Genomic DNA, 21,121 nt, shown 5'->3' with positions numbered 1-21,121 from the left:
GAGCCTAGTTGCTCCCAAGTTAGGGAATTCTGAAGCGATTCAATGTGGTACAACGGTGTTGGCGAATGGACGCGCGACGCTGCAATGGGGTGACGACGATGAACAACACGGGTGAAAACAAGAGCAGCTTTGTCGTTTCCGCGGACTGGCTCGAACAGCGTCTCGCCGATCCGGCGATCAAGATTGTTGACGCCGCCTGGTACCTGCCGGCTCAGAACCGCGATCCAAAGGCAGAATACAAGGCCGCGCACATTCCTGGGGCGGTCTTCTTCGACCAGGACGCAATCGCCGACCAGACGAGCGGCCTGCCGCACACCCTACCCTCCCCCGAGGCGTTCGCTAAAGCAGTTGGCGCAATGGGCATTGGCGAGGACGACACGATCGTCGTCTATGACGGCCCAGGCATCTTCACCGCGCCACGGGTCTGGTGGATGTTTCGGATCATGGGGGCAAGGAACGTCTTCGTTCTCGACGGCGGAATGGATGGATGGAAGGCAGAAGGTCGGCCTACGACCACCGAGGTACCAACGCCGGCCCCCCGGGCTTTCAACGCGAGCTTCCATGCGGAGGCAGTCACGTCATTCGAGCGCATGAGGGACATCGTCGAGAATCGGCTTGCCCAGATTGCCGATGCGCGGAGCGCCGGACGCTTCGCCGGCGAGGAGCCGGAACCGCGGGCGGGGATGCGATCGGGCCATATGCCTGGCGCCAAGAGCCTGCCGTCCGGCGCGTTCTCCGATAACGGCAAGCTCAAGAGCCTCGATGCGCTGCGCCGTACCTTTGAGGATGCGGGCATCGACTTGTCGAAACCGGTCGTAACCACTTGCGGGTCCGGTGTGACCGCCGCCATCATCACTCTTGCGCTTCAATCCTTGGGACATGGCGACAATACGCTCTATGATGGCTCCTGGTCCGAATGGGGCGGGCGGTCTGACACGCCGGTCGCAAACCGGTAGAGAGTGAGAATCATGCAAGTATCGAAGCCTGAGGCGTTGACGGCGCAAGTGACGGAACTCGAAATGACGTCACCGCCGAAGCAAAGCCTGCCTATGCCGATCAACATACATACGGCGATCTTGCGCGTGTCGGATATTCCGCTCGCCTATTATCGCTTCCTCTATCTGCGCGTCGGCAAGCGCTGGCACTGGGCGGAACGCTTGCGCATGAGCGACGACGATCTGGCGGCCATTCTCCACGACAAGCGCACGACGATCACGGTGCTCTACGTCAACGGCGCGCCTGCCGGGTTCTTCGAACTGCAGCAATTGGACGACGACGCTATCGAAATTACCCATTTCGGGCTCATGGAACATGCCCTTGGCCTCGGGCTCGGCAAGTGGTTCCTGCTGCAGGCGTTGTTCGAGGCATGGGCCGTGAATCCCAGCAAGGTCAGGGTCACGACGAACAGCCTCGATCACCCCCGCGCCCTGCAGCTTTATCAGCAGTTCGGCTTTTCACCCGTCGCGACGCGCGAGGCGACCGTAAAACCGCTGAGCGACGACGAGTTGCTCGCGTTTGCGAAGAAGCTCTGATGTGCCCCGGATGCTGGCTCCGCGTGTAAGCGGGAGCTGCAGGCGTCGTTCTCTACGCCGGAGCCGGCAGCAAGTTTCGGGTGTCGCCGCGAGACTATAGGGCGCATCCTCTCCACCAAGATCCAGCCAGTATCAGGAGAGATGCGATGAATCTGCGCTACCTTGCGATGTCCGACGGTGAAGCGGAGCGGCTGCAGCAAGGCGGCCGCGATGCCTATGGCAACTTGCCAAACCGGGACATCTCGGACGGCGACGGCGTCCCATGCAGGCACTGCCTCCGCAATGTCGAAAGAGGCGAGCCCTATCTGATCCTCGCCTATCGGCCGTTTTCGTCAGTACAGGCTTACGCCGAGACGGGGCCGATCTTCTTGCATGCCGAAAAATGCCCAGGTCACGACGGGCGCTCCCTGCCGCCCATTCTCGGATCCAGCAAGGAATACCTGCTGCGTGGATACGGCGCGGACGAACGCATCGTCTATGGAACCGGCGGGATCGTACCTGCGGAGAATCTCGCGCAACGTGCCGGGGAATTGCTGGCGCAGCAGGAGGTGGCCTTCGTGCATGTCCGCTCGGCGAAGTATAACTGCTACCAGTGCCGCATCGAGGCTGATTGAGCAGCGACCTGGCGCGAAAGCGCCAGGTCGGTCGCCAGAAAATCAGGCGACGTTGAGAACTGCCTCCGGCGCGTGAGCGTCGTAGCCGAGCGCTTCAGCGACGGCTGCGTTGGTCACGCGTCCCCTGTGAACGTTGAGACCGGCGCGCAGATGCCGGTCTTCGGCGATCGCCTTGAGGCCGCGGTCGGCGAGCTGCAGGCCGTAGTGAAGGGTAGCGTTGTTGAGCGCGTGGGTGGACGTGATCGGTACCGCCCCCGGCATGTTCGCCACGCAATAGTGCACGATGCCATCCACTTCATAGGTCGGCTCGGAGTGCGTCGTCGCGTGTGAAGTCTCGAAGCAGCCGCCCTGGTCGATCGCAACATCGACGATAACGGCACCCTTCTTCATGCCGGACAGCATCTCGCGCGTAACGAGCTTGGGCGCTGCAGCGCCCGGAATGAGAACGGCCCCGATTACAAGATCGGCCGAAAAGACCTCCTCCTCCAGGGCGTCGATCGTCGAGTAGCGCGTATGTATGCGGCCGTTGAAGATGTCGTCGAGCTGGCGCAGGCGCGGGATCGAGCGGTCGAGGATCGAGACGTCGGCGCCGAGACCGGCGGCCATCTTGGCCGCGTGCAGGCCGACAACGCCGCCGCCGATGATCGCGACCTTGGCGGGAAGCACGCCCGGCACGCCGCCGAGCAGGATGCCGCGGCCGCCGTTCGCCTTCTGAAGCGAGGTGGCACCTGCCTGAATAGCCAAGCGGCCAGCCACTTCCGACATCGGGGCCAGCAGCGGCAGACCGCCGCGCTCATCCGTCACCGTCTCATAGGCAACCGCCGTAGCACCCGAACTGAGCAGCCCCCTGGTCTGATCCGGATCGGGCGCGAGATGAAGATAGGTGTAGAGGATCTGGCCTTCGCGCAGTTGCGCCCATTCGCTAGGTTGCGGCTCCTTGACCTTGACGATCATGTCCGACTTTTCGAACACTTCCTTCGCCGTCGGAACGATCCTCGCGCCCGCGGCGCGATAGGCGTCATCGTCCGCCCCGATCCCTGCCCCGGCCTTCGTTTCCACGATCACTTCGTGTCCATGGGCGACGTATTCCCGGACCGATCCGGGCGTCAGGCCGACACGGTATTCATGGTTTTTAATTTCCTTCGGGCAACCGACACGCATCTTCGCGTTCCTCTCCTATCTGTGGGCTTTCCGCCGCATTGATCAAGGAGTCCAGCAAAACAGATGGCCATGCGAATGTCCTTGCAAAGAGGTGCCTCTCCGTGCATTGCTTTCGTAGACTATTGCGCCGACAAGCGGAATTTAGAGGGAAAGCACGAATGAGCGACCTCGATGCTATTGATCGTTCGATTCTGCGTATTCTCCAGCAGGACGGCAGGATCACCAATGCGGATCTCGCGACAAAGGTGGGCCTCTCGCCGTCGGCCTGTTCCCGACGCGTCGACATTCTCGAAAAATCCGGGACGATCGCCGGCTATCATGCGCGCATTGCGCACAAGGCGCTCGATTACAAGATCATGGTCATCGTGCACATTTCGCTTTCTGGCCAGTTCGCCAAGACGCTCGCGGAATTCGAAGCGGCCGTGAAGCTCTGTCCCAATGTGCTCGTCTGCTATCTCATGTCCGGGGAATACGACTACATCCTGCGGGTGGCGGCGAAGGACCTCGAGGACTACGAACGGATCCACCGCGATTGGCTGTCGGCGCTGCCGCATGTGGTGAAGATCAATTCGAGCTTCTCGCTTCGCGAGGTCATCGATCGCCCCAATGTTGGGATCTGAACCAGAAAGATCAGCGTCCCACCACCCGATTGCAGCCGGCGCTTTTCGCGGCGTAGAGGCGAACGTCCGCCGTGGACAGCAACTCGCGAATCCCCGCGCCGTCGGCGAGCGTCGATGAGAGCCCGATGCTGGCGGTCACCGGATGGCCGTTCGAGGTTGAAACCAGAGCGGAGATGGCAAGTCGTATGTCTTCGGCGCGCGCGAGCGCATCGCCATACGAGAGCCCCGGACAGAGCACGACGAATTCCTCGCCGCCATAGCGGAACAGGCGGTCCGTGGGCTGAAGCTTCGTCTTTACCGTTTCGACCAGTTTTCGCAGTACGCGATCGCCTTCCGGATGACCGAACCGGTCATTGACGCCCTTGAGATGGTCGACATCGATGATCATCAGGCTGACGGGAGCATTTTGCGCAGCCGCGTCGCGCATCGTCTCGTGGCCTTCCCCCTCGAATCGGCCACGATCGAGCGCGCCAGTCAAACTATCCTGACCGGAACGGGACAGCAGGTCCTCGTAGCGTTCGCGGAACGTCAGATCGTTGAAGATGTCCCCCAAGGAGCGGTCGGAAATCGCAAGGAACGGATGACGCGAGGCGTTGAGGTAAAAGCCGATGGCAGCGGCAAAGAATGGCGCCGCCATCATCTTCGCCATCCATCCGCCCCAGAATACGTCCATGGGCGCACCGTTCACGAAGCGAAGGGCCGCATAGAAGCCCAGTTGGTCGAACGTCAGCACGGCCACGCCGCAGACTAGGAACCTGATCGTCACGAATCGGCGCAGCCACCGCCTCAGCCTCTCGTAGAGCAGGATGATGATGAGCGAATCGAAGTAGAGAAGCGTCGTGCCCCAAAGCATCAGCCATCCCATTTCGTCGATGAAAGCGATGTCGGCGAAACGGTTCGGAATGATGGCGACCGGATCATGCCGCCTCAAAAGCAAGCTCAACGCAACCGTCAGAAAGTTGCCGGCGAGCAAGCCGTAGATCGGCTGGCGAACCGTCGCGGCATCTTCCTTCACGTAAAGGAGAAGGATCATCATCAACTTGCCGGAAAAGAGTACGGCCGAGCCCGGAGAAATCACGCCGAACGGCAACTGAACGTAGAAAACTGCGGCGAGATAGGTCTCAAGGAAGTGCATGACGCCGAGGGCTGCAATGAAGACGCCGAGCCCCAGCCGCGCGCGCAAGTGCAGAAGCCCTATCATCACCGCGACATAAACAAGCGCCTCGCCGAACAAGAGCAGAAGATCAGGATTTGACATGCGCGTGCGAGGCTTTCCACTTTCATCTAGCCCTCCCTTAAAGTTAGAAATTGAAGAAAGCTTTACCTAAACCCTGACGAGCGAAAAGAGCAGGCGAGAATCCACCGCTTTGCCACGCGGAGGCATTCGGCCATAGTGCCCCCGGTCAAGTCGCATCGGCCACCACGAGAGCGGCTTTCAGCGGTTCCATGCATCCCAAAAGGCGTTTGAACACGGAGAGCATCATGCAAAAGACGATCGTCCCGCATCCGATCTCGCGCCGCGCCTTGCTCGGTGGCCTGGCCGCCTCCTCAGCTCTCGTGGTCCTTCACCCCTTCTCCGCCCGCGCAAGCGCCGACCAAGCGCATCTCCGGATCATGGAAACGACCGATCTGCACGTCCACGTGTTCCCTTACGACTACTACGCAGACAAGCCGAACGACACGCTCGGTCTCGCTCGCACCGCCTCGATCATCGATGAGATCCGGGCTGAGGCGACGAACACGATCCTCGTCGACAATGGTGATTTCCTTCAAGGCAATCCGATGGGAGATTACATCGCCTACAAACGCGGCATGAAGGAAGGCGACATGCATCCGATCATCGCCGCGATGAACGTGCTCGGCTACGATTGCGGCACGCTCGGCAATCACGAATTCAATTACGGCCTGGACTTCATGTTCAATGTCCTCCATGGCGCGAATTTTCCGATCGTCTGCGCCAATCTGACCAAGAGCGCGCTTGCTGCCACGCCGCGCCGGGACGCGCTCTTCCTCAAGCCCTACGTCATCCTTGATCGAAAGGTCAGGGATGGCGCCGGCGAGGAGCATCCGATCCGCGTCGGCCTGATCGGCTTCTTGCCGCCGCAGATCATGACCTGGGATGTCAAGAATCTCGAGGGCAAGGCCAATGCGCGCGACATCGTCAAGGCCGCTGAAGCCTGGGTGCCGCAGATGCGCGAGGAAGGCGCCGATATCGTCATCGCCCTCTCCCACTCCGGCATCGGACAGCAGGGCTATGCCGAGAATCTCGAAAACGCATCGGTGCCGCTGGCGGCGATTGACGGCATCGATGCGATCGTCACCGGCCACAGCCACCTCGACTTTCCCGGACCCAAGTTCGACGGTTTTGCCGGCGTCATGGGCGGTTTCTGGGGCTCGCATCTCGGTCTCATCGATCTCATGCTCGATCGCGACGGCGGCAAATGGCGCGTGATCGGCTCCACGAGCGAGGCGCGGCCGATCTTTCGGCGGGACGGGACGAAGGTGATCGCCGAAGTCGGCGACAAGCCGGAGGTGCTTGCGGCGGCGCAGAAGGATCACGAGGCGACACTCGCCTATGTTCGCACCCCCGTCGGCCGGACTTCGGCGCCGCTCTACTCCTATTTCGCCCTCGTCGCCGACGACCCATCCGTACAGATCGTCAGCCAGGCGCAGACCTGGTATATCCGCGACATGCTCAAGGACACCGAGCACAAGGACCTGCCGGTGCTTTCCGCGGCCGCTCCGTTCAAGGCCGGCGGGCGCGGCGGCGCGGACTACTATACCGACGTTCCGGCGGGCGACATCGCTATCAAGAACGTCGCCGATCTCTACCTCTATACCAATACGGTGCAGGCGGTCATCGTCACCGGTGAGCAGGTGCTGAACTGGCTCGAAATGTCCGCCGGAATCTTCAACCAGATCGCTCCGGGATCGGTCGACGCGAGCCTGATCAACCGTGATTTCCCGTCCTACAATTTCGACGTGATCGACGGTGTCACCTATCAGATCGACCTCTCCCAGCCGCCGAAGTTCGACAAGGACGGCAACCTTGTGAACCCGCAGGCAAACCGCATTCGCGACCTGCAATTCGCCGGCAAGGCGATCGATCCCGGTCAGAAGTTCGTCGTGGCGACCAATAATTACCGTGCCGGCGGCGGTGGGCATTTTCCGGAGATCGCTGCCGACAAGGTGGTCTTCGTCGCACCAGATACCAATCGCGACGTGATCGTCCGCTACATTCTCGACCAGGGGACGATCAACCCGTCAGCCGATTCGAACTGGAAATTTGCACCGCTTAAGGACACGAGCGTGCTCTTCGACAGCAGCCCGAAGGCGCGGCAGTTCCTGTCGCAGGTCAAGGCGGTGGCTATCGAAGATGCCGGCGACGGCGCCGATGGCTTCGCGCGGTTTCGCATCAAGCTTTGAGAGGCCGCGGCCGGCCGGGCGCCATTTCTGAGAGCGCCCGCCGTCGGCGCGAGCGCTGTCAAAGCTAATGCAGCGCATGAACGAACGGCATCAACCTACCGGACGCAAACGATTATCGCCGATCGCGTCAGACCGAGCGGGACTGCGCATCGTCGGAAAAGAGCGTCGAGCGCTGCTCGTCGATGATCTGTCGTCCCTTGCGCAACGCCGAATCGATGGCGTCCTGTTCCGAGGTGAAGAGGTCGGCCCGAATGAAGTTGCGCACTTTCGTAGCCCCGTCGGGCATGGCCTTTTCGATGCTGCCCGCGAGCCGGTATTGCGCGCCTTCGCGCATCGGCGTGGCACGGATCAGGCAGTCCGCATAGGTCTCCGTCTTGCCCGCCGCAGGCTGTGCCTGCTTCTCAGAGCCGCCGGAAAAGCCGAACAGTTTCGAGAAGAACGATGCCATGCTTCACAGTTAGCTGTGCCCGCCGAGGCTGTCAAAGCCAAAGTTCATCGCTGAAAACGCTGCCGGATCAGATGACGAGGTTGGCGAGGATCTCATTGTCGGTAATGTCCTGATAGCGCAGCCCTGCCGCGTCGAAACGCTGCTTCAGGACCGGAAAATTCTCCGCATGCTTGGTCTCGATGCCGATGAGGACGGAACCGAAGTTGCGGGCCGACTTCTTCAGATATTCGAAGCGTGCGATGTCGTCTTCTTCACCCAGCAGGTTGAGGAAATCGCGAAGAGCGCCGGGGCGCTGCGCCATGCGCAGAATGAAGTATTTCTTCAATCCGGCGTGGCGCATGGCCCGCTCCTTCACATCCGGCAGGCGCTCGAAATCGAAATTGCCTCCGGAAACGACGGCGACCACGGTCCTGCCTGCGAGTTTGTCGCGACCAAGCGCCTCAAGCGCCGCGAGAGACAATGCGCCGGCCGGCTCCAGAACGACGCCTTCGACGTTCAGCATCTCGGTGATCGTCAGGCAGATCGCGTTCTCGGGCAGCAGCATCACCTGCTCCGGCGAGAATGCCTCGAGTGCCGCGAAGTTGAGATCGCCAATGCGCGCCACCGCCGCGCCGTCGACGAAGTTATCCACTTGATCGAGCGTGACGACGCTGCCGCTTTCAAGGCTCCGCCGCAGACTTGGAGCACCCGCCGGTTCGCAGAAGATGAAGCGATCGGCCGAAAGGCTGCCATCGAAATAGCCGGTGACGCCGGCCGCTAGCCCGCCGCCGCCGACGGGCAGCACCACGAGATCGAGCAGCACGCCGTCCGGCAACTGCTCGGCAATCTCCGCCGCAACCGTCGCCTGACCCTCGATGATATCAGCATGATCGAAGGGCGGCACCATGACGCCGCCGATCGCTTCGACATGATCGCGTGCCGCCTGATAGCACTGGTCGAAGATATCCCCGACGAGGCGGATCGTGATGAATTCGCCGCCGAAGATGCGCGTCTTGTCGATCTTCTGCTGGGGCGTCGTCACGGGCATGAACACGACGCCCGGCACACCGAAATGCCGGCAGACGAAAGCAAAACCCTGTGCGTGATTGCCCGCGGAGGCGCATACGAACGTCTTGCCTGCCGCCCCGGAACCCAGCGCCTTGCGGAAGAAATTGAAGGCGCCGCGGATCTTGTAGGATCGAACCGGCGAGAGATCCTCGCGTTTCAGAAAGATCGTGGCGCCGTAGCGGGCGCTCAGGTGATCGTTGAGCTGCAGCGGCGTTGCCGGAAAGATCTCGCGCATTGCCGCGGCTGCGTTTTCAACATCCTGCTTCATAACGTGACATCATTCGTTGAGTTTGCCGATGGCGGTGGCTATGGCACATTGTTGCGCCCGAGACCATCGATTTGACACGAATCAAGGATGCGCGGCAGTATCGCGCCCGTCTGGACGATGGCCGACCCATCGATAATCGCTTCCGGGAAATCACGCTTGAATGCAAATCTGATCCGGCACGCTGTCCATATCGCGGCGATCCTGGGACTCTACCTCTCCGCTGCGATGTTGCTTCCGGCGCTGATCGATCTCTATTACGGGCATCCGGACTGGCAGGTCTTTGCGGTTACGGCTTTCATCGTTGGCGGCTTTTCGGCCGCAACCTTCATGGCGACCCGCTCTGGTCCGCCGCCATTCTCGAAGAAATTCGGCTTCCTGCTGGTCAACGTGCTGTGGCTCGCCTTTTCCGTCATCGGCGCGATCCCGCTCTGGCTTTCCTCGATGAAGCTCGATTTCGCCCAGGCGTTCTTCGAGTCCGTATCGGCGGTCACAACCACCGGCTCGACGGTGATCGTGGGCCTCGACGATGCGCCGCCAGGTCTCCTGCTCTGGCGCTCGCTGCTTTGCTGGCTCGGCGGCATAGGGGTCGTCGTCCTCGGTCTTTTCATCATCCCCTACCTGCGCGTCGGCGGCATGTCCTTCTTCAAGATGGAGTCCTCCGACACCAGCGACAAGCCATTTGCCCGCCTCGCAACCTTCAGCCGCGCCTTCCTCGCCGTCTACGTGACGATTACCCTCCTCTGCGCGATCGGCTACAGCATGACAGGCATGAACCGCTTCGATGCGATCAATCACGCAATGTCGACCGTGGCCACCGGCGGCTTTTCGACCCATGATGCGTCGTTTGCCTATTTCGGCAGTATCCCGCTGTTGTGGACGGGTACGTTCTTCATGCTGCTTTGCAGCCTGCCGTTCTCCATCCTGATCGTGCTCGTTGCCCGCGGCCGGCTGGATGCACTGCGTGATCCGCAGATTTTCGTCTTTCTCGGCTATCTCACCGCGTTTTCGGTCGCCGTCGCGATCTATCACCGCCTCTCAAATGGCGTCGAGTTTCACCTGGCGCTGGCCCACTCGTTCTTCAACATGACTTCGATCCTTTCGACGAGCGGTTACGCCAGCGAAGACTACAGCCTCTGGGGGCCTTTCGTCGTCATGGTGGCGTTCGTTGCCACCTTCATGGGCGGATGCTCCGGCTCGACGGCCGGAGGGATCAAGGCCTATCGGTTCATCGTGCTCTTCAACGCGATCCGATCGGGCCTCAACCGGCTGATCTATCCAAACGCGATCTATGCCGTGCGATATGGCCGCAGCACCGTCGATGTCGACACCCAACGCGCAATCTTCCTGTTCTTCATCACCTATATTCTGCTCTGGATCTTCGGTAGCTTGGTGATGAGCGCTCTAGGCTACGATCTCGTAACGGCGGTCTCGGCGGTGATCACTTGCCTCTCCAATGTTGGCCCAGGCCTTGGCAGCATCATCGGTCCCGCCGGCAACTTCTCGACGCTCGAGGAGCCTGAGCTCTATCTACTCTCGATGATGATGCTTCTCGGCCGTCTGGAAGTGCTTACCGTGCTCGTTATCCTGACTCCGATCTTCTGGAAGCAGTGATGACAGCTTCACGCGTCGTCTTGACTCGTCGTGCCAAATGCCGAAATTCTTTGAGCGTTCGGGCACTGAGGGGAACGTGATGCCGAAACAGCCGCTCCTGCTTGTCGCGCTCACCATCGCGACTTTCGCTTCGACCCACTTTGCAGTGCAGGCCGGACCGCTTGCGGATGCCGCGGTCAGGGCGGAGAAGCAGGCGAGCTCCGGTGATGCGGCCGGCGCGCGGGAAACGCTGCGGCAGGCGATGAGCGAATTCTCGCAAACGCTGCCCTTCGCGATCGGCAAGGCTGTCTTCGTCAACGGTGAACCGGCCGGCTACGCCATGTACGAACCGAAGCCAGACCCGGTCTTCAAGACCGGAGAGGCGCTGGTGTCCTATGTCGAGCCTGTGGGGTTGACCTGGAAAGAAGCAAGCGAGAAGGGCAAGCTCGAGACGCGGTTCACCGTCGACTTCGACATCCTCAATCCGAAGGGAGAAATCCTTGCCGGCCAGAAGGCGTTCGGCGATTTCACCTTCAAGGGCTACCTGCGCAATCAGGAAATCTACGCGACGCTGACGGTCGATGTCACCGGTGCCCCAGCCGGGGACTATGTTCTGCGCTTCCGTTTCAACGACATAAACAGCGGCAAGAGCGCGAGCGTCGACCAGCCGTTCAAAATTGCCGCACCTTGAGAGCTGCCGGCAATCACCGGCACTCGATGCGGACGACACACTCCGCCAATCCCTCTGGCCCATGACCACGAACCGGTAGAGCGGCATGTTTGCAGGCTTGGTGCGGACGACGGGGATCGAACCCGTACGGGCAAGCCCGAGGGATTTTAAGTCCCTTGCGTCTACCAGTTTCGCCACGTCCGCCCGGCGTTTAGATCAATTACTTAGCCGATTCAGTCAAGGAAATGTTTTGCAGCCCGTCCCTCATGTCCTGCAAGATGTGTCGCCAAGACATCCCAGCGAACGCCCTCCTTGCCGCATTGGTGCCGCTATTGATCTCGAACGATGGCATCTTCGCCCTCCCCCTGGTAGCCTTTGAAGGGTGCTGACCTCATTCGGCTAAGCCATGTTCGGGCCAAGCGACAAGCGCCGGTTGGGTGAGACCGCTTTCTCCCGCCCGATATTTTCGGCCCGCGTCTTCGTCACGAACCCATCGCGCCATTGAGTCCGACAAAGCCCTCATCGCTCCGGTCGGTTCCGCAGGGGCCGCGTCAGGCGAGCCCCTGCTTCCTCGGCTCTCGCGTGGAACTGTCAGGTACTTTCCGGAGTTTCAGCTCCAGATAGGAGGAACGATGTCGAAGATCGTTGCACCAACTGTCCACGACGACCATCCTGAGCGCCAGCTTGAATGTCAGCGCGCGATTGACTGCGAATTTCAAGCGCTGACCGGTATCGCCGAACGCGCGGGCTGGTCGTGGCAGGAAATCGCGCTCGCGTTGATGGATCTGACTGAAGAATATGTGATGGAAATGCGCTTAAACGCACAGCCGGAAAGAGGCACCACGCCCTCCCGCCCCGACCCGAGAATGCTGCATTGAGTCCCAGCGAAATTCGAACATAATAAGAACATCTACCTACGAAGTGGCGGCCACTTTAAAAAGGGTTTGCAGTGCGTACACCCACGGTTTCACCCGTGACCGCGTGGATCGGCGACGGTAGGGAGCGCATGATGAGCGACGAAAGAGGCGCAGTACCCCACAAAGACCCGATCCCTTACGTCCACTACTGCGAGCATCCCGGCTGCAAGAAGTGGGGCGCCTTCGGCTTCGATAGCGGCGGGGCCGAGCCGAACTGGTTTTGTTTCGAGCATCGGCCCGAATGGAAAACGGGCAGTCCGTCAGGGCTGCCGTCACGGAACAATATTAGCATTACGTGATTTACTATGTGTCGCTCTCCCCGAGCGGCATGCAGGTCCCCCCAACCTGTGGCAGGCAGTGCCCGTGCTTCCCCCGCACGGGCGCTGCAATTTTGCGAACATGATGTGTGAAAGCTCGCTATTTCTCGTCCGAGGCCTCCAGGGGCGCGCCGGGGAGATAGAGCACAATCGGCCGGATTTCATAGACCGCGCTCGGATTGGCGCGCCGGAGGTCGCGCGCGATCGCTGTTGCTGCCTCGATCGTTGGGCAATCCACAACGTAGAAACCGAGCAACTGCTCCTTGGTCTCGGCAAACGGACCGTCGATGACCATGCCTGCACCAGCGCCGCGCAAGGTCACGGCATCCTGCGTCGAGCCAAGCCGCGCGGCCGGCCCCAAACGCTTTTCCCGGACAAGACGGTCATTGACTTGGAGCAGTTCAGTCATCAGAGCGGCATCCTCCTCTTTGGTCCAGGATTCGACCACTTCTTCCTCGTGATAGGCCAAGATTGCGTAGAACATGAATCATCCCTCCTCTTTCGGGTCCAGCCAATTAGAGGGGGCTCCAATGTCGGGGGCAAGTCCTGCGCGTCGTTCCGGCCGCGCGGAATTGCGCTGGCCTGCCGTTTCAGCCGCCGTTTCAGCCAAAGGGATTGCCGGTGTTGGCCGTTTCCGACCCGTGAAGCAAACGCTTCCCAGGCCTCAAGCAGAGCCCACCACAACATCGGGCGGGCCCTGCTCTAAATTGGCTTGAAACAATTAGGTTCTTGTGGGTGTGTTACCGCGGCTCCCAAAAAACTAGGGTGTCATCATGTCAGATGTATAGGACCTTAGTCCGACGCGGCACGGCCAAAAGTCCTAACGTCGCCGAGGCGCTTCGGGGGGAGCTATGAAGCGAAGGATCAAGGCTCATCGTCGGTCACCTTTGGCGGAACACGACCGGTGTGATGAACCGGGTTATTCTCAGGGGCTCCCTCCGTCGGCTTCTCTCTGCGCTCGGACATGCCGCTCCTGGCAGGCGGTTGGTCGGCGTGCTCGGTGCCGGACTCCGCTGCCTGATCCGGAAGGGGTTGGGGATCCACATCCATTTCCCTGGGCTCCGGCTTCCACGTCGGAGATGGCATCGGCTGGTCGGTAAGATCGTCGTATTTGGGGTTGCTCATATTCGCGATCCTTTCCTGTTCTCAGTCGTTCAACCCCGGACATTTCCGAAGGTTCCCCTGCGGCTGTGCACGGAGAGGACCTTAAATTTCATGCAACCCCTGATTCGGCAGGGGTTCAATTGTCGCGCATTGCTGGCAAGGTAAGCCGCCTCAAAATGTCCTCGCTTCGATAACTGGGGGGATACCGGCGTGCGCCCACTGCAAGCATCCAGCACCGTGCCTCTGCTTCCGGAAGACCTCGACGCGCTTCAGCGCGTATTCGACCGGCTGTGCCGCGAATACCGATGGCCTCGCGAGAGCGCCCAGGCACAGCGATATGGCAGGATGCTGATCGAGGAATATCAGGCGGGTACGCGTGATGAACGGCTGCTCCTGCGGACAGGTCACTCTTTGATAAGCCGTTCCCACGCGCAGAGAAGAGCGCTGGCAAGGGCCGCCGATTGATGCAGATCATCTGGCCGCATTGCACACGCACCTGAGCGGAGACCGATCAGGCAAATCGCTCAGCCGTCGCTCTAAATGTTCGCCTCAATGATAGTAGAAACAATCGCAGTCGGCCTTATTGGCGTCTTCGCCTCGCCAGACCCTGACTGCAAGTTTTGACGACTTACCCTTGTCGTCAAGCCGCAGCCCGAGCAGGGATACTGCCGCGGCCTTGGGATTGGGTGCATCGACTTCGATTACCGATCCCACCTGATGCACGCCTTCCCGAGGGGTCCAGGTGAAGATCTGAACGCTGTAATGCATGGAAATCCTCCGTCGCGTTAAATCGCCGCGTACGTGGACGGCAAGGGCGAACCCTGCCCGCAGGCACTGCCCTTCAACACACTTCTTTAGCCATCCTCGACGGTTGCTTCAGGTCGATCTCCCCCATCGGCGTGTTCAAAATGCCAGACTCCCCTTTCATCCTGGAAGCTGATTTCCTCATCGTCGCCGCCGACCTGTTGTTCGGCCGCTGCAATCTTTGCAGCCGCTAGCGCCATCTCACGACTAGGAAAGGGCTCTGAGTACACGTCGGCGGCCCTGTAGGCCCAGCCTCCGTCGTGTGGAACGATCGAATAAGTGATCCGCACCATTCTTCACTCCCATGGATTTTCAAGGCCACGTCCTGCCCCGCCGGGCTGTCGCCGACCAGCCCCTTCTACTCCTTTTTGCCTATGGCATTTGCATGCCGGACGGCGCGATGTTACCACAAAATAGCGACGATGGGACAGTTTTGAGCGCCCCCTCGCCGATGCGGTGAGTTCACCGCCGGAACAGGGCGGCCGTCACCTGTTCAGCCATTCGCCACCGGACCGTGCAGAGCGGTTCGAGCCACGTCCGGAGTACCAATGACCAGCGCCACGATCGTCACCGCCGCCATGCTCGCCATCGGCGACGAACTCCTTTCCGGCCGCACCAAGGACAAGAACATCGGCCATCTCGCGGATATGTTGACCATGGTCGGCATTGATCTGCGCGAGGTTCGCATCGTAGCCGACGAGGAACAGGCAATCGTGGAAGCGGTCAATGCGCTCCGTAGGCGCTACGACCACGTCTTCACCTCCGGCGGCATCGGTCCGACGCATGACGATATCACCGCCGACGCTATCTCGAAGGCTTTCGGTGTTGAGTGCATCCATGATCCGAAGGCGATGGACCTGCTTGGCGCCATGTATGCGCGCCGTGGCATGGAGTTTACCGATGCCCGCAAGCGGATGGCGCGGATGCCGATCGGCGCCAGGCATATTCCGAATCCCGTATCGACGGCGCCCGGCTTTGCGATCGACAACGTCTATGTCATGGCCGGTGTGCCGCAAGTGTTTCAGGCGATGCTCGACGGCCTGCTGCCAAACCTTGCAACCGGCACGCCCGTTCTCTCCCGCACAGTTCGCTCACCCTATGGCGAGGGCGACATCGGTGCGCCTCTGGCGGAAGTGCAGAAGAATCATCCGCACACGAGCATCGGGTCCTATCCGAAATTCGATGGCAAGAGCTTCTCGACGGACATCGTCATCCGGGCGCGCGACGCTGCCGTACTTGCTGCCGCCGAGGCCGACGTGGCGGCGATGATCGAGGCGATCTCCCGGTCGCGGCAGAACACTTAGGACCCCACGCCACAGTTCGTTCCGGGCGTGCCGGGAATGTATCGCTCGCAGTTCGGCTGCGGGTCGAGAAACCATGGGAGACGCCCTCGCGCCCATGCGAGCGACCCCTTGCACTCCTGGCTTCATTGCCAGTATTGCATGGTGCAAATCATGGAAGCGCTTCGCCTGACACGTCGATCCACGGCAGCGCTTCCGCATCGACGTTGAATGAGAAGCCGGAGCCTCGCATATGTCCCTTCCCGAGAAAGCCTTTCCCGTCTCCTGGGATCAGTTTCACCGCGACGCGCGTGCGCTCGCCTGGCGGCTGGCGGACAATGGGCAGGAATGGCGCGCAATGGTTTGCATCACGCGCGGCGGCCTCGTACCGGCTGCCATCGTCTGCCGGGAACTCAATATCCGGATGATCGAAACCGTCTGCATCGCCTCCTATCATGACTACGACACGCAGGGTCAGATGAGGGTGCTGAAGGGCATCTCCCCGGAGATAGCCAAGGACGGGGGCGAAGGCGTGCTGATCGTCGACGACTTGACCGACACCGGCAAGACCGCCTCGGAAGTCCGCGCGATGCTGCCGAAGGCCCATTTCGCCGCCGTCTACGCAAAGCCCAAGGGCCGCCCGCTTGTCGACACCTTCGTCACCGAGGTGAGCCAGGACACCTGGATCTATTTCCCTTGGGACATGGGCTTTACCTATCAGGAGCCGATCGCCAAGGGTACGCGGGGCTAACGCAGTTCCAGGAAAAGTGTGTAACGGTTTTCCGTTCGGAATTGCGTCCTTTCAAGCCGGCGCGCCTTTTCGGGTCACCCGCGCGGCTGCTATCACGGAAGCGGCGGTATGTTTTCGACGAGCATCTCGGCCGTGGCGGTGCGGCCGGCGCGAATGGCCGTCTCGCCATGGCGCCAGACGGCGGCGGCCGCCGCCTCGAAGGCAGGCATGCCCTGCGCCAGATGCGCGCCGATGATGCCGGCAAGCACGTCGCCCGATCCCGCGGTCGCGAGCCAGGGCGGTGCGTTGGCGTTGACGACGGCACGGCCAGAAGGGGCGGCAATCACCGTATCCGGCCCCTTGTAGACGATCACTGCATGGCTCAGTTTCGCAGCGGCCTGCGCCTTTTCGATCTTGGACAGCGCGTCGTCCGTGGCAATTTCCGGAAAGAGCCGGGCAAATTCCCCCTCATGCGGCGTCATCACTATCTCGCCGCCTGCTGCTATGCGCTCGAAGAGTTCCTCCCTTCCCTGTTGGAACGAAGTCATTCCATCCGCATCGAGCACCAGTGCGCGATCGCACAGCATCAAGGCAAAGTCCCTCGCCTTCTTACCGACGCCGAAACCGGGCCCGAGCACGAAGGCATTCAGCCGCTTGTCCTTGAGCCAGTCGGCGAGATCGGCGGCATTCCTGATTTCCTTGAGCATCACCGCCGTCAAGTGTGAGGCGTTGACCGCGAGCGCATCCGGCGGAGAGGCGAGCGTTACCAAGCCCGCACCGGCACGAAGGCCCGCCGCCGCCGAAAGGCGTGTAGCGCCAGTCGACATCTGTCCGCCTGAAAAGACGGCGAGATGGCCTCGCTTGTATTTGTGAGTCCCCGGATCGAGGGACGCAGCGTGATGTTTCCAGATCGCGGGCGTATTGACGCGCAAATCACCGGATCGCGCCGCAACGAGCCGCGCCGGAATACCGATATCGAACACTTCCAACGTACCGGTACGGGCGCGGCCCGGCATCAGCAGATGGCCGGGTTTGGCCGCCATGAACGTCACCGTGTGGGCGGCGATGAAGCTTGCGCCCCTCACTTCTCCGCTATGTCCGTCAATTCCCGAAGGCAGGTCGACCGCAAGAACCGGCAGGCTGCTTTCATTCACGCGCTCGATGATTGTGCGTGCGTCATCCGGCAAATCACGCGAGAGCCCTGCTCCAAAGAGCGCGTCAACGACGACATCCCCCGACTGCGGCTCATAGGCCGCGATGGCACGTATCTCGAGCGCGCAGGCGTCACGGGCGCGCGCCGCATCGCCCTTCAACATCGCCGGATCGCCGAGCGCGAAGACGGCGACATTGGCGCCGCATCGCGCCAGGGCGGCCGCGGCCACATAGCCATCGCCGCCATTGTTGCCGGGCCCGCAAAGGACGGCGAAACGACGCGCTGCCGGGAAGAGCCGCAAGGCGGCGGCCGAGACGGCCATCCCTGCCGAGCGCATGAGCGAAAAGCTGTCGATGCCCGAACGCGCAGCGTCCTGGTCGATGGCTGCCATCTCGGCCGGTGTCACGAGAATGTCTTGGAAACCGTCACGCATGGAGGCGATCTAAGCGCGGTCTGGACCACAAGACAAGGGCGAGCGAGAGATACGCGAAATGAACAACAAATGTGCATTTGCACGTAAATGTTGCTCAAATATCACGCACTGAGCGCGAGTCGCGGCGCATTGCGCCAAGATTATTCACTTAAGGGAATGGGACTTCTTAAAAAATAGGCAGAATGCGGCCGCACAGCGAGGCGGGCCGGATACCCCATCGCTTCGTGCCGCGAAATTTCGCAATGAGCGCGTCATTCCCCTATAAAATTGGCACACTACATGCATATTGGAGGGCGAGCGGGCGCGACCTGCTTTAAAGGGAGAAGCGGAGAGACATTTTCTCATGAAAAAGATCGAAGCGATCATAAAACCCTTCAAGCTCGACGAAGTGAAGGAAGCTCTTCAAGAGGTCGGCCTGCAGGGCATAACCGTCACGGAAGCGAAGGGCTTCGGGCGGCAGAAGGGACACACCGAGCTCTACAGGGGCGCCGAGTACGTCGTCGACTTCCTGCCGAAGGTGAAGGTCGAGGTGGTGCTGGCGGATGAAAATGCGGAGGCCGTGATCGAAGCCATCCGCAATGCCGCGCAAACCGGCCGCATTGGTGATGGGAAGATTTTCGTATCCAATGTGGAAGAAGTCATTCGAATCCGCACCGGCGAAACGGGTCTCGACGCCATCTGATCGCGTCGTCCGATACGTCACCGTTTGATACCGTCACCTCATCCTGGGGCCGCCCGGCCCCGAATTTTTCCAATCCTCGTCATCTCAACAGGGAATTGCAACAAATGACGACTGCGAGTGAAGTTTTGAAGCAAATCAAGGATAACGACGTCAAGTTCGTCGACCTGCGCTTTACTGACCCGAAGGGCAAGCTGCAGCACGTGACGATGGATATCGCTGTCGTCGATGAAGACATGTTCGCCGACGGCGTCATGTTCGACGGCTCCTCGATTGCCGGTTGGAAGGCTATCAACGAGTCCGACATGGTACTGATGCCCGATCCGGAAACGGCGCATATGGACCCGTTCTTCGCCCAGTCCACCATGGTCATTTTCTGCGACATTCTCGATCCCGTCTCGGGCGAATCCTATAATCGCGACCCGCGCGGTACGGCCAAGAAGGCCGAAGCCTATCTCAAGGCCTCAGGCATCGGCGACACCATCTTCGTCGGTCCGGAAGCGGAATTCTTCGTCTTCGACGACGTCAAATACAAGGCCGACCCGTACAATACCGGCTTCAAGCTCGACTGCTCCGAACTGCCCTCCAATGACGACACCGACTACGAGACCGGCAACCTCGGTCATCGCCCGCGCATCAAGGGCGGCTACTTCCCGGTCCCGCCGGTCGACAGCAGCCAGGACATGCGCTCCGAGATGCTGACCGTTCTTACCGAAATGGGCGTCACGGTGGAAAAGCATCACCACGAAGTGGCCGCGGCTCAGCATGAACTCGGCGTCAAGTTCGACGCGCTGGTGCGCAACGCCGACAAGATGCAGATTTACAAATACGTGGTGCACCAGGTCGCCAATGCGTACGGCAAGACCGCGACGTTCATGCCGAAGCCGGTCTTCGGCGACAATGGCTCGGGCATGCACGTGCATCTGTCGATCTGGAAGGACGGCAGGCCGACGTTTGCCGGCGACGAATATGCCGGCCTTTCCGAGACCTGCCTCTATTTCATCGGCGGCATCATCAAGCACGCCAAGGCGCTGAACGCCTTCACCAACCCGTCGACGAACTCCTATAAGCGTCTCGTCCCGGGCTACGAAGCACCGGTTCTGCTTGCCTACTCCGCCCGCAATCGCTCGGCCTCCTGCCGCATTCCGTTCGGCAGCAACCCGAAGGCAAAGCGCGTCGAAGTCCGCTTCCCGGACCCGAGCGCGAACCCCTACCTCGCCTTCGCCGCCATGCTGATGGCCGGCCTCGACGGCATCAAGAACAAGCTTCACCCCGGCAAAGCCATGGACAAGGACCTCTATGACCTGCCGCCGAAGGAGCTGAAGAAGATCCCGACAGTCTGCGGCAGCCTGCGCGAAGCCCTCGAGAGCCTCGATAAGGATCGCAAGTTCCTGACCGCCGGCGGCGTCTTCGACGACGACCAGATCGACTCCTTCATCGAACTGAAGATGCAGGAAGTCATGCGCTTCGAAATGACCCCGCACCCGGTCGAGTTCGACATGTACTACTCCGTCTGATGACGGCTCGGACCGGGCACCCCATTGGCCAGGTCCGTTCGAAATGAACGAGCGGCGGGGTTCATTCGAATCCCGCCTTTTTAGTTCGACGCCGGAACGAACGGTTCGCCGGCGGGTTGGCCTACCTATTGATGTTCCACATGCGACAACCCAGATAATCATCTGAAAGGATGTGTTGCGTCATGAAACAAAGAAACGCGAAATTTGAGATCGGACAGGTGGTTCGCCATCGGATATTCCCGTTTCGCGGCGTCATCTTCGACGTCGACCCGGAATATGCCAATACGGAAGAATGGTGGAACGCGATCCCGCAGGAGATCCGGCCCGCCAAGGACCAGCCCTTCTATCACCTGTTCGCGGAGAATGATGAAACCGAATACGTCGCCTATGTCTCGGAACAGAATCTCGTTTCCGACGATAGCGACAGGCCGATCCGCCACACGCAGGTAGATGAGCTGTTCGAAAAGGCCGACGCCGGGCACTACAAGCCTAAGGCCATATATCGGCACTAGGCCGCTAGGACTTTGGGTCGGACCGACCCAAAGTCACCATTCCGCACCTCCCAAGCGAGCGGGATGCAAAGGCAACCCGCTCACTCTTTCCCACTCACTCCCCGTTGTGTGTTTGCTGGAGCGGACGGCGCATTCTTGAACGGAGGTCCCCGCACCTGTCGTCTACCCCGAACGCACACCGCGCATCTGCCGCAGTGGCTGCCGCGATGGGACTTGCCAACGACAGCCTGAGCTCGCGGGCCATAAAAAAACGCCCGGACAGGCCGGGCGTTCGCTTCATTCGGGAAGGCGAGTGATGA

At 60.7% G+C, this 21,121-nt stretch carries 24 protein-coding genes and 1 tRNA gene; 15 read left to right on the top strand and 10 right to left on the bottom strand.

Annotation, left to right across the window (positions count from 1 at the left end):
• Window positions 1-98 precede the first annotated feature (98 nt).
• From sseA to M728_RS07160, 3 genes are all read left to right on the top strand, one after another.
• The gene (gene sseA, locus M728_RS07170; protein ID WP_026623179.1) at window positions 99-956 is read left to right on the top strand and encodes a 3-mercaptopyruvate sulfurtransferase; all 858 of its coding nucleotides are present in this window, start codon (window positions 99-101) and stop codon (window positions 954-956) included.
• A 12-nt stretch (window positions 957-968) separates the two neighbouring features.
• Window positions 969-1,532 carry a GNAT family N-acetyltransferase gene (locus M728_RS07165; protein WP_026623180.1) on the top strand — a complete coding sequence of 188 codons (564 nt, stop codon included), beginning with the start codon at window positions 969-971 and terminating at the stop codon, window positions 1,530-1,532.
• 146 nt (window positions 1,533-1,678) lie between these two features.
• Window positions 1,679-2,146, top strand: coding sequence for a DUF1203 domain-containing protein (locus M728_RS07160; RefSeq protein ID WP_026623181.1), 468 nt, complete (start codon window positions 1,679-1,681; stop codon window positions 2,144-2,146).
• Window positions 2,147-2,188: 42 nt separating this feature from the next.
• On the opposite strand, the gene ald is transcribed toward M728_RS07160, so the two are convergent.
• Entirely contained in the window at window positions 2,189-3,307 is a 1,119-nt protein-coding gene (gene ald / locus M728_RS07155; RefSeq protein ID WP_026623182.1) for an alanine dehydrogenase, read from the bottom strand.
• Between the two features lie 158 nt (window positions 3,308-3,465).
• On the opposite strand from ald, the gene M728_RS07150 reads away from it, so the two are divergent.
• Window positions 3,466-3,927 carry an Lrp/AsnC family transcriptional regulator gene (locus M728_RS07150; protein ID WP_026623183.1) on the top strand — a complete coding sequence of 154 codons (462 nt, stop codon included), beginning with the start codon at window positions 3,466-3,468 and terminating at the stop codon, window positions 3,925-3,927.
• Between the two features lie 10 nt (window positions 3,928-3,937).
• Here the strand turns inward: M728_RS07150 and M728_RS07145 are convergent, their stop codons facing one another.
• Window positions 3,938-5,185: a GGDEF domain-containing protein gene (locus M728_RS07145; RefSeq protein WP_026623184.1), complete on the bottom strand. Its 1,248-nt coding sequence runs from the start codon at window positions 5,183-5,185 to the stop codon at window positions 3,938-3,940.
• Window positions 5,186-5,409: 224 nt separating this feature from the next.
• Between M728_RS07145 and M728_RS07140 the strand changes: the two genes are divergently transcribed.
• Entirely contained in the window at window positions 5,410-7,353 is a 1,944-nt protein-coding gene (locus M728_RS07140) for a bifunctional 2',3'-cyclic-nucleotide 2'-phosphodiesterase/3'-nucleotidase (RefSeq protein ID WP_026623185.1), read from the top strand.
• Between the two features lie 127 nt (window positions 7,354-7,480).
• Here the strand turns inward: M728_RS07140 and M728_RS07135 are convergent, their stop codons facing one another.
• The gene (locus tag M728_RS07135; RefSeq protein ID WP_026623186.1) at window positions 7,481-7,801 is read right to left on the bottom strand and encodes an HlyU family transcriptional regulator; all 321 of its coding nucleotides are present in this window, start codon (window positions 7,799-7,801) and stop codon (window positions 7,481-7,483) included.
• A gap of 67 nt (window positions 7,802-7,868) precedes the next feature.
• A complete protein-coding gene (ilvA, locus tag M728_RS07130) occupies window positions 7,869-9,116 on the bottom strand; it encodes a threonine ammonia-lyase (protein WP_026623187.1) in 1,248 nt (415 codons plus the stop codon).
• Between the two features lie 156 nt (window positions 9,117-9,272).
• On the opposite strand from ilvA, the gene M728_RS07125 reads away from it, so the two are divergent.
• Window positions 9,273-10,727 carry a TrkH family potassium uptake protein gene (locus M728_RS07125; protein ID WP_026623188.1) on the top strand — a complete coding sequence of 485 codons (1,455 nt, stop codon included), beginning with the start codon at window positions 9,273-9,275 and terminating at the stop codon, window positions 10,725-10,727.
• 79 nt (window positions 10,728-10,806) lie between these two features.
• A complete protein-coding gene (locus tag M728_RS07120) occupies window positions 10,807-11,397 on the top strand; it encodes a hypothetical protein (RefSeq protein ID WP_026623189.1) in 591 nt (196 codons plus the stop codon).
• A gap of 98 nt (window positions 11,398-11,495) precedes the next feature.
• Here M728_RS07120 and M728_RS07115 read toward each other — a convergent pair.
• Window positions 11,496-11,580 (bottom strand) — tRNA-Leu (locus M728_RS07115).
• 428 nt (window positions 11,581-12,008) lie between these two features.
• Between M728_RS07115 and M728_RS07110 the strand changes: the two genes are divergently transcribed.
• Together M728_RS07110 and M728_RS07105 are read left to right on the top strand one after the other, a co-directional pair.
• A complete protein-coding gene (locus M728_RS07110; RefSeq protein ID WP_051441080.1) occupies window positions 12,009-12,254 on the top strand; it encodes a hypothetical protein in 246 nt (81 codons plus the stop codon).
• Window positions 12,255-12,385: 131 nt separating this feature from the next.
• Window positions 12,386-12,592 carry a hypothetical protein gene (locus tag M728_RS07105; protein WP_084044708.1) on the top strand — a complete coding sequence of 69 codons (207 nt, stop codon included), beginning with the start codon at window positions 12,386-12,388 and terminating at the stop codon, window positions 12,590-12,592.
• A 118-nt stretch (window positions 12,593-12,710) separates the two neighbouring features.
• Here the strand turns inward: M728_RS07105 and M728_RS07100 are convergent, their stop codons facing one another.
• Together M728_RS07100 and M728_RS07095 are read right to left on the bottom strand one after the other, a co-directional pair.
• Window positions 12,711-13,094, bottom strand: a complete 384-nt coding sequence (locus tag M728_RS07100) for a YciI family protein (protein ID WP_026623190.1) — start codon at window positions 13,092-13,094, stop codon at window positions 12,711-12,713.
• 380 nt (window positions 13,095-13,474) lie between these two features.
• A complete protein-coding gene (locus M728_RS07095) occupies window positions 13,475-13,735 on the bottom strand; it encodes a hypothetical protein (protein WP_026623191.1) in 261 nt (86 codons plus the stop codon).
• A 189-nt stretch (window positions 13,736-13,924) separates the two neighbouring features.
• On the opposite strand from M728_RS07095, the gene M728_RS07090 reads away from it, so the two are divergent.
• Window positions 13,925-14,179 (top strand): hypothetical protein, encoded by a 255-nt coding sequence (locus M728_RS07090; RefSeq protein ID WP_084044699.1) that lies wholly within the window; start codon window positions 13,925-13,927, stop codon window positions 14,177-14,179.
• Between the two features lie 84 nt (window positions 14,180-14,263).
• Here M728_RS07090 and M728_RS07085 read toward each other — a convergent pair whose 3' ends face one another.
• Window positions 14,264-14,482, bottom strand: coding sequence for a hypothetical protein (locus tag M728_RS07085; protein ID WP_026614145.1), 219 nt, complete (start codon window positions 14,480-14,482; stop codon window positions 14,264-14,266).
• Between the two features lie 86 nt (window positions 14,483-14,568).
• Complete coding sequence (locus M728_RS07080; RefSeq protein ID WP_026623193.1) at window positions 14,569-14,811, bottom strand: DUF2188 domain-containing protein; 243 nt, start codon at window positions 14,809-14,811, stop codon at window positions 14,569-14,571.
• Window positions 14,812-15,066: 255 nt separating this feature from the next.
• Between M728_RS07080 and M728_RS07075 the strand changes: the two genes are divergently transcribed.
• Both M728_RS07075 and gpt read left to right on the top strand, forming a co-directional pair.
• Window positions 15,067-15,822, top strand: coding sequence for a competence/damage-inducible protein A (locus tag M728_RS07075; RefSeq protein WP_026623194.1), 756 nt, complete (start codon window positions 15,067-15,069; stop codon window positions 15,820-15,822).
• Window positions 15,823-16,051: 229 nt separating this feature from the next.
• Window positions 16,052-16,549, top strand: a complete 498-nt coding sequence (gpt, locus tag M728_RS07070; protein WP_026623195.1) for a xanthine phosphoribosyltransferase — start codon at window positions 16,052-16,054, stop codon at window positions 16,547-16,549.
• A gap of 92 nt (window positions 16,550-16,641) precedes the next feature.
• On the opposite strand, the gene M728_RS07065 is transcribed toward gpt, so the two are convergent.
• Window positions 16,642-18,114, bottom strand: coding sequence for a bifunctional ADP-dependent NAD(P)H-hydrate dehydratase/NAD(P)H-hydrate epimerase (locus M728_RS07065; protein WP_026623196.1), 1,473 nt, complete (start codon window positions 18,112-18,114; stop codon window positions 16,642-16,644).
• 343 nt (window positions 18,115-18,457) lie between these two features.
• Here M728_RS07065 and M728_RS07060 point away from each other — a divergent pair, with 343 nt between their 5' ends.
• The 3 genes from M728_RS07060 (at window position 18,458) to hspQ (ending at window position 20,822) form a co-directional block, all read left to right on the top strand.
• On the top strand, window positions 18,458-18,796 hold the full coding sequence (locus tag M728_RS07060) for a P-II family nitrogen regulator (RefSeq protein ID WP_003528058.1): 339 nt from the start codon (window positions 18,458-18,460) through the stop codon (window positions 18,794-18,796).
• Window positions 18,797-18,900: 104 nt separating this feature from the next.
• Window positions 18,901-20,310 (top strand): type I glutamate--ammonia ligase, encoded by a 1,410-nt coding sequence (glnA, locus tag M728_RS07055; protein WP_026623197.1) that lies wholly within the window; start codon window positions 18,901-18,903, stop codon window positions 20,308-20,310.
• Window positions 20,311-20,492: 182 nt separating this feature from the next.
• The gene (hspQ, locus tag M728_RS07050; protein ID WP_026614151.1) at window positions 20,493-20,822 is read left to right on the top strand and encodes a heat shock protein HspQ; all 330 of its coding nucleotides are present in this window, start codon (window positions 20,493-20,495) and stop codon (window positions 20,820-20,822) included.
• Window positions 20,823-21,121 lie beyond the last annotated feature (299 nt).

It is taken from the genome of Ensifer sp. WSM1721 (assembly GCF_000513895.2).
Lineage (GTDB): Bacteria > Pseudomonadota > Alphaproteobacteria > Rhizobiales > Rhizobiaceae > Sinorhizobium.
The sequence above is the reverse complement of the archived record's forward strand: the minus strand, read 5'-3'. Positions and strand labels throughout refer to the sequence as shown.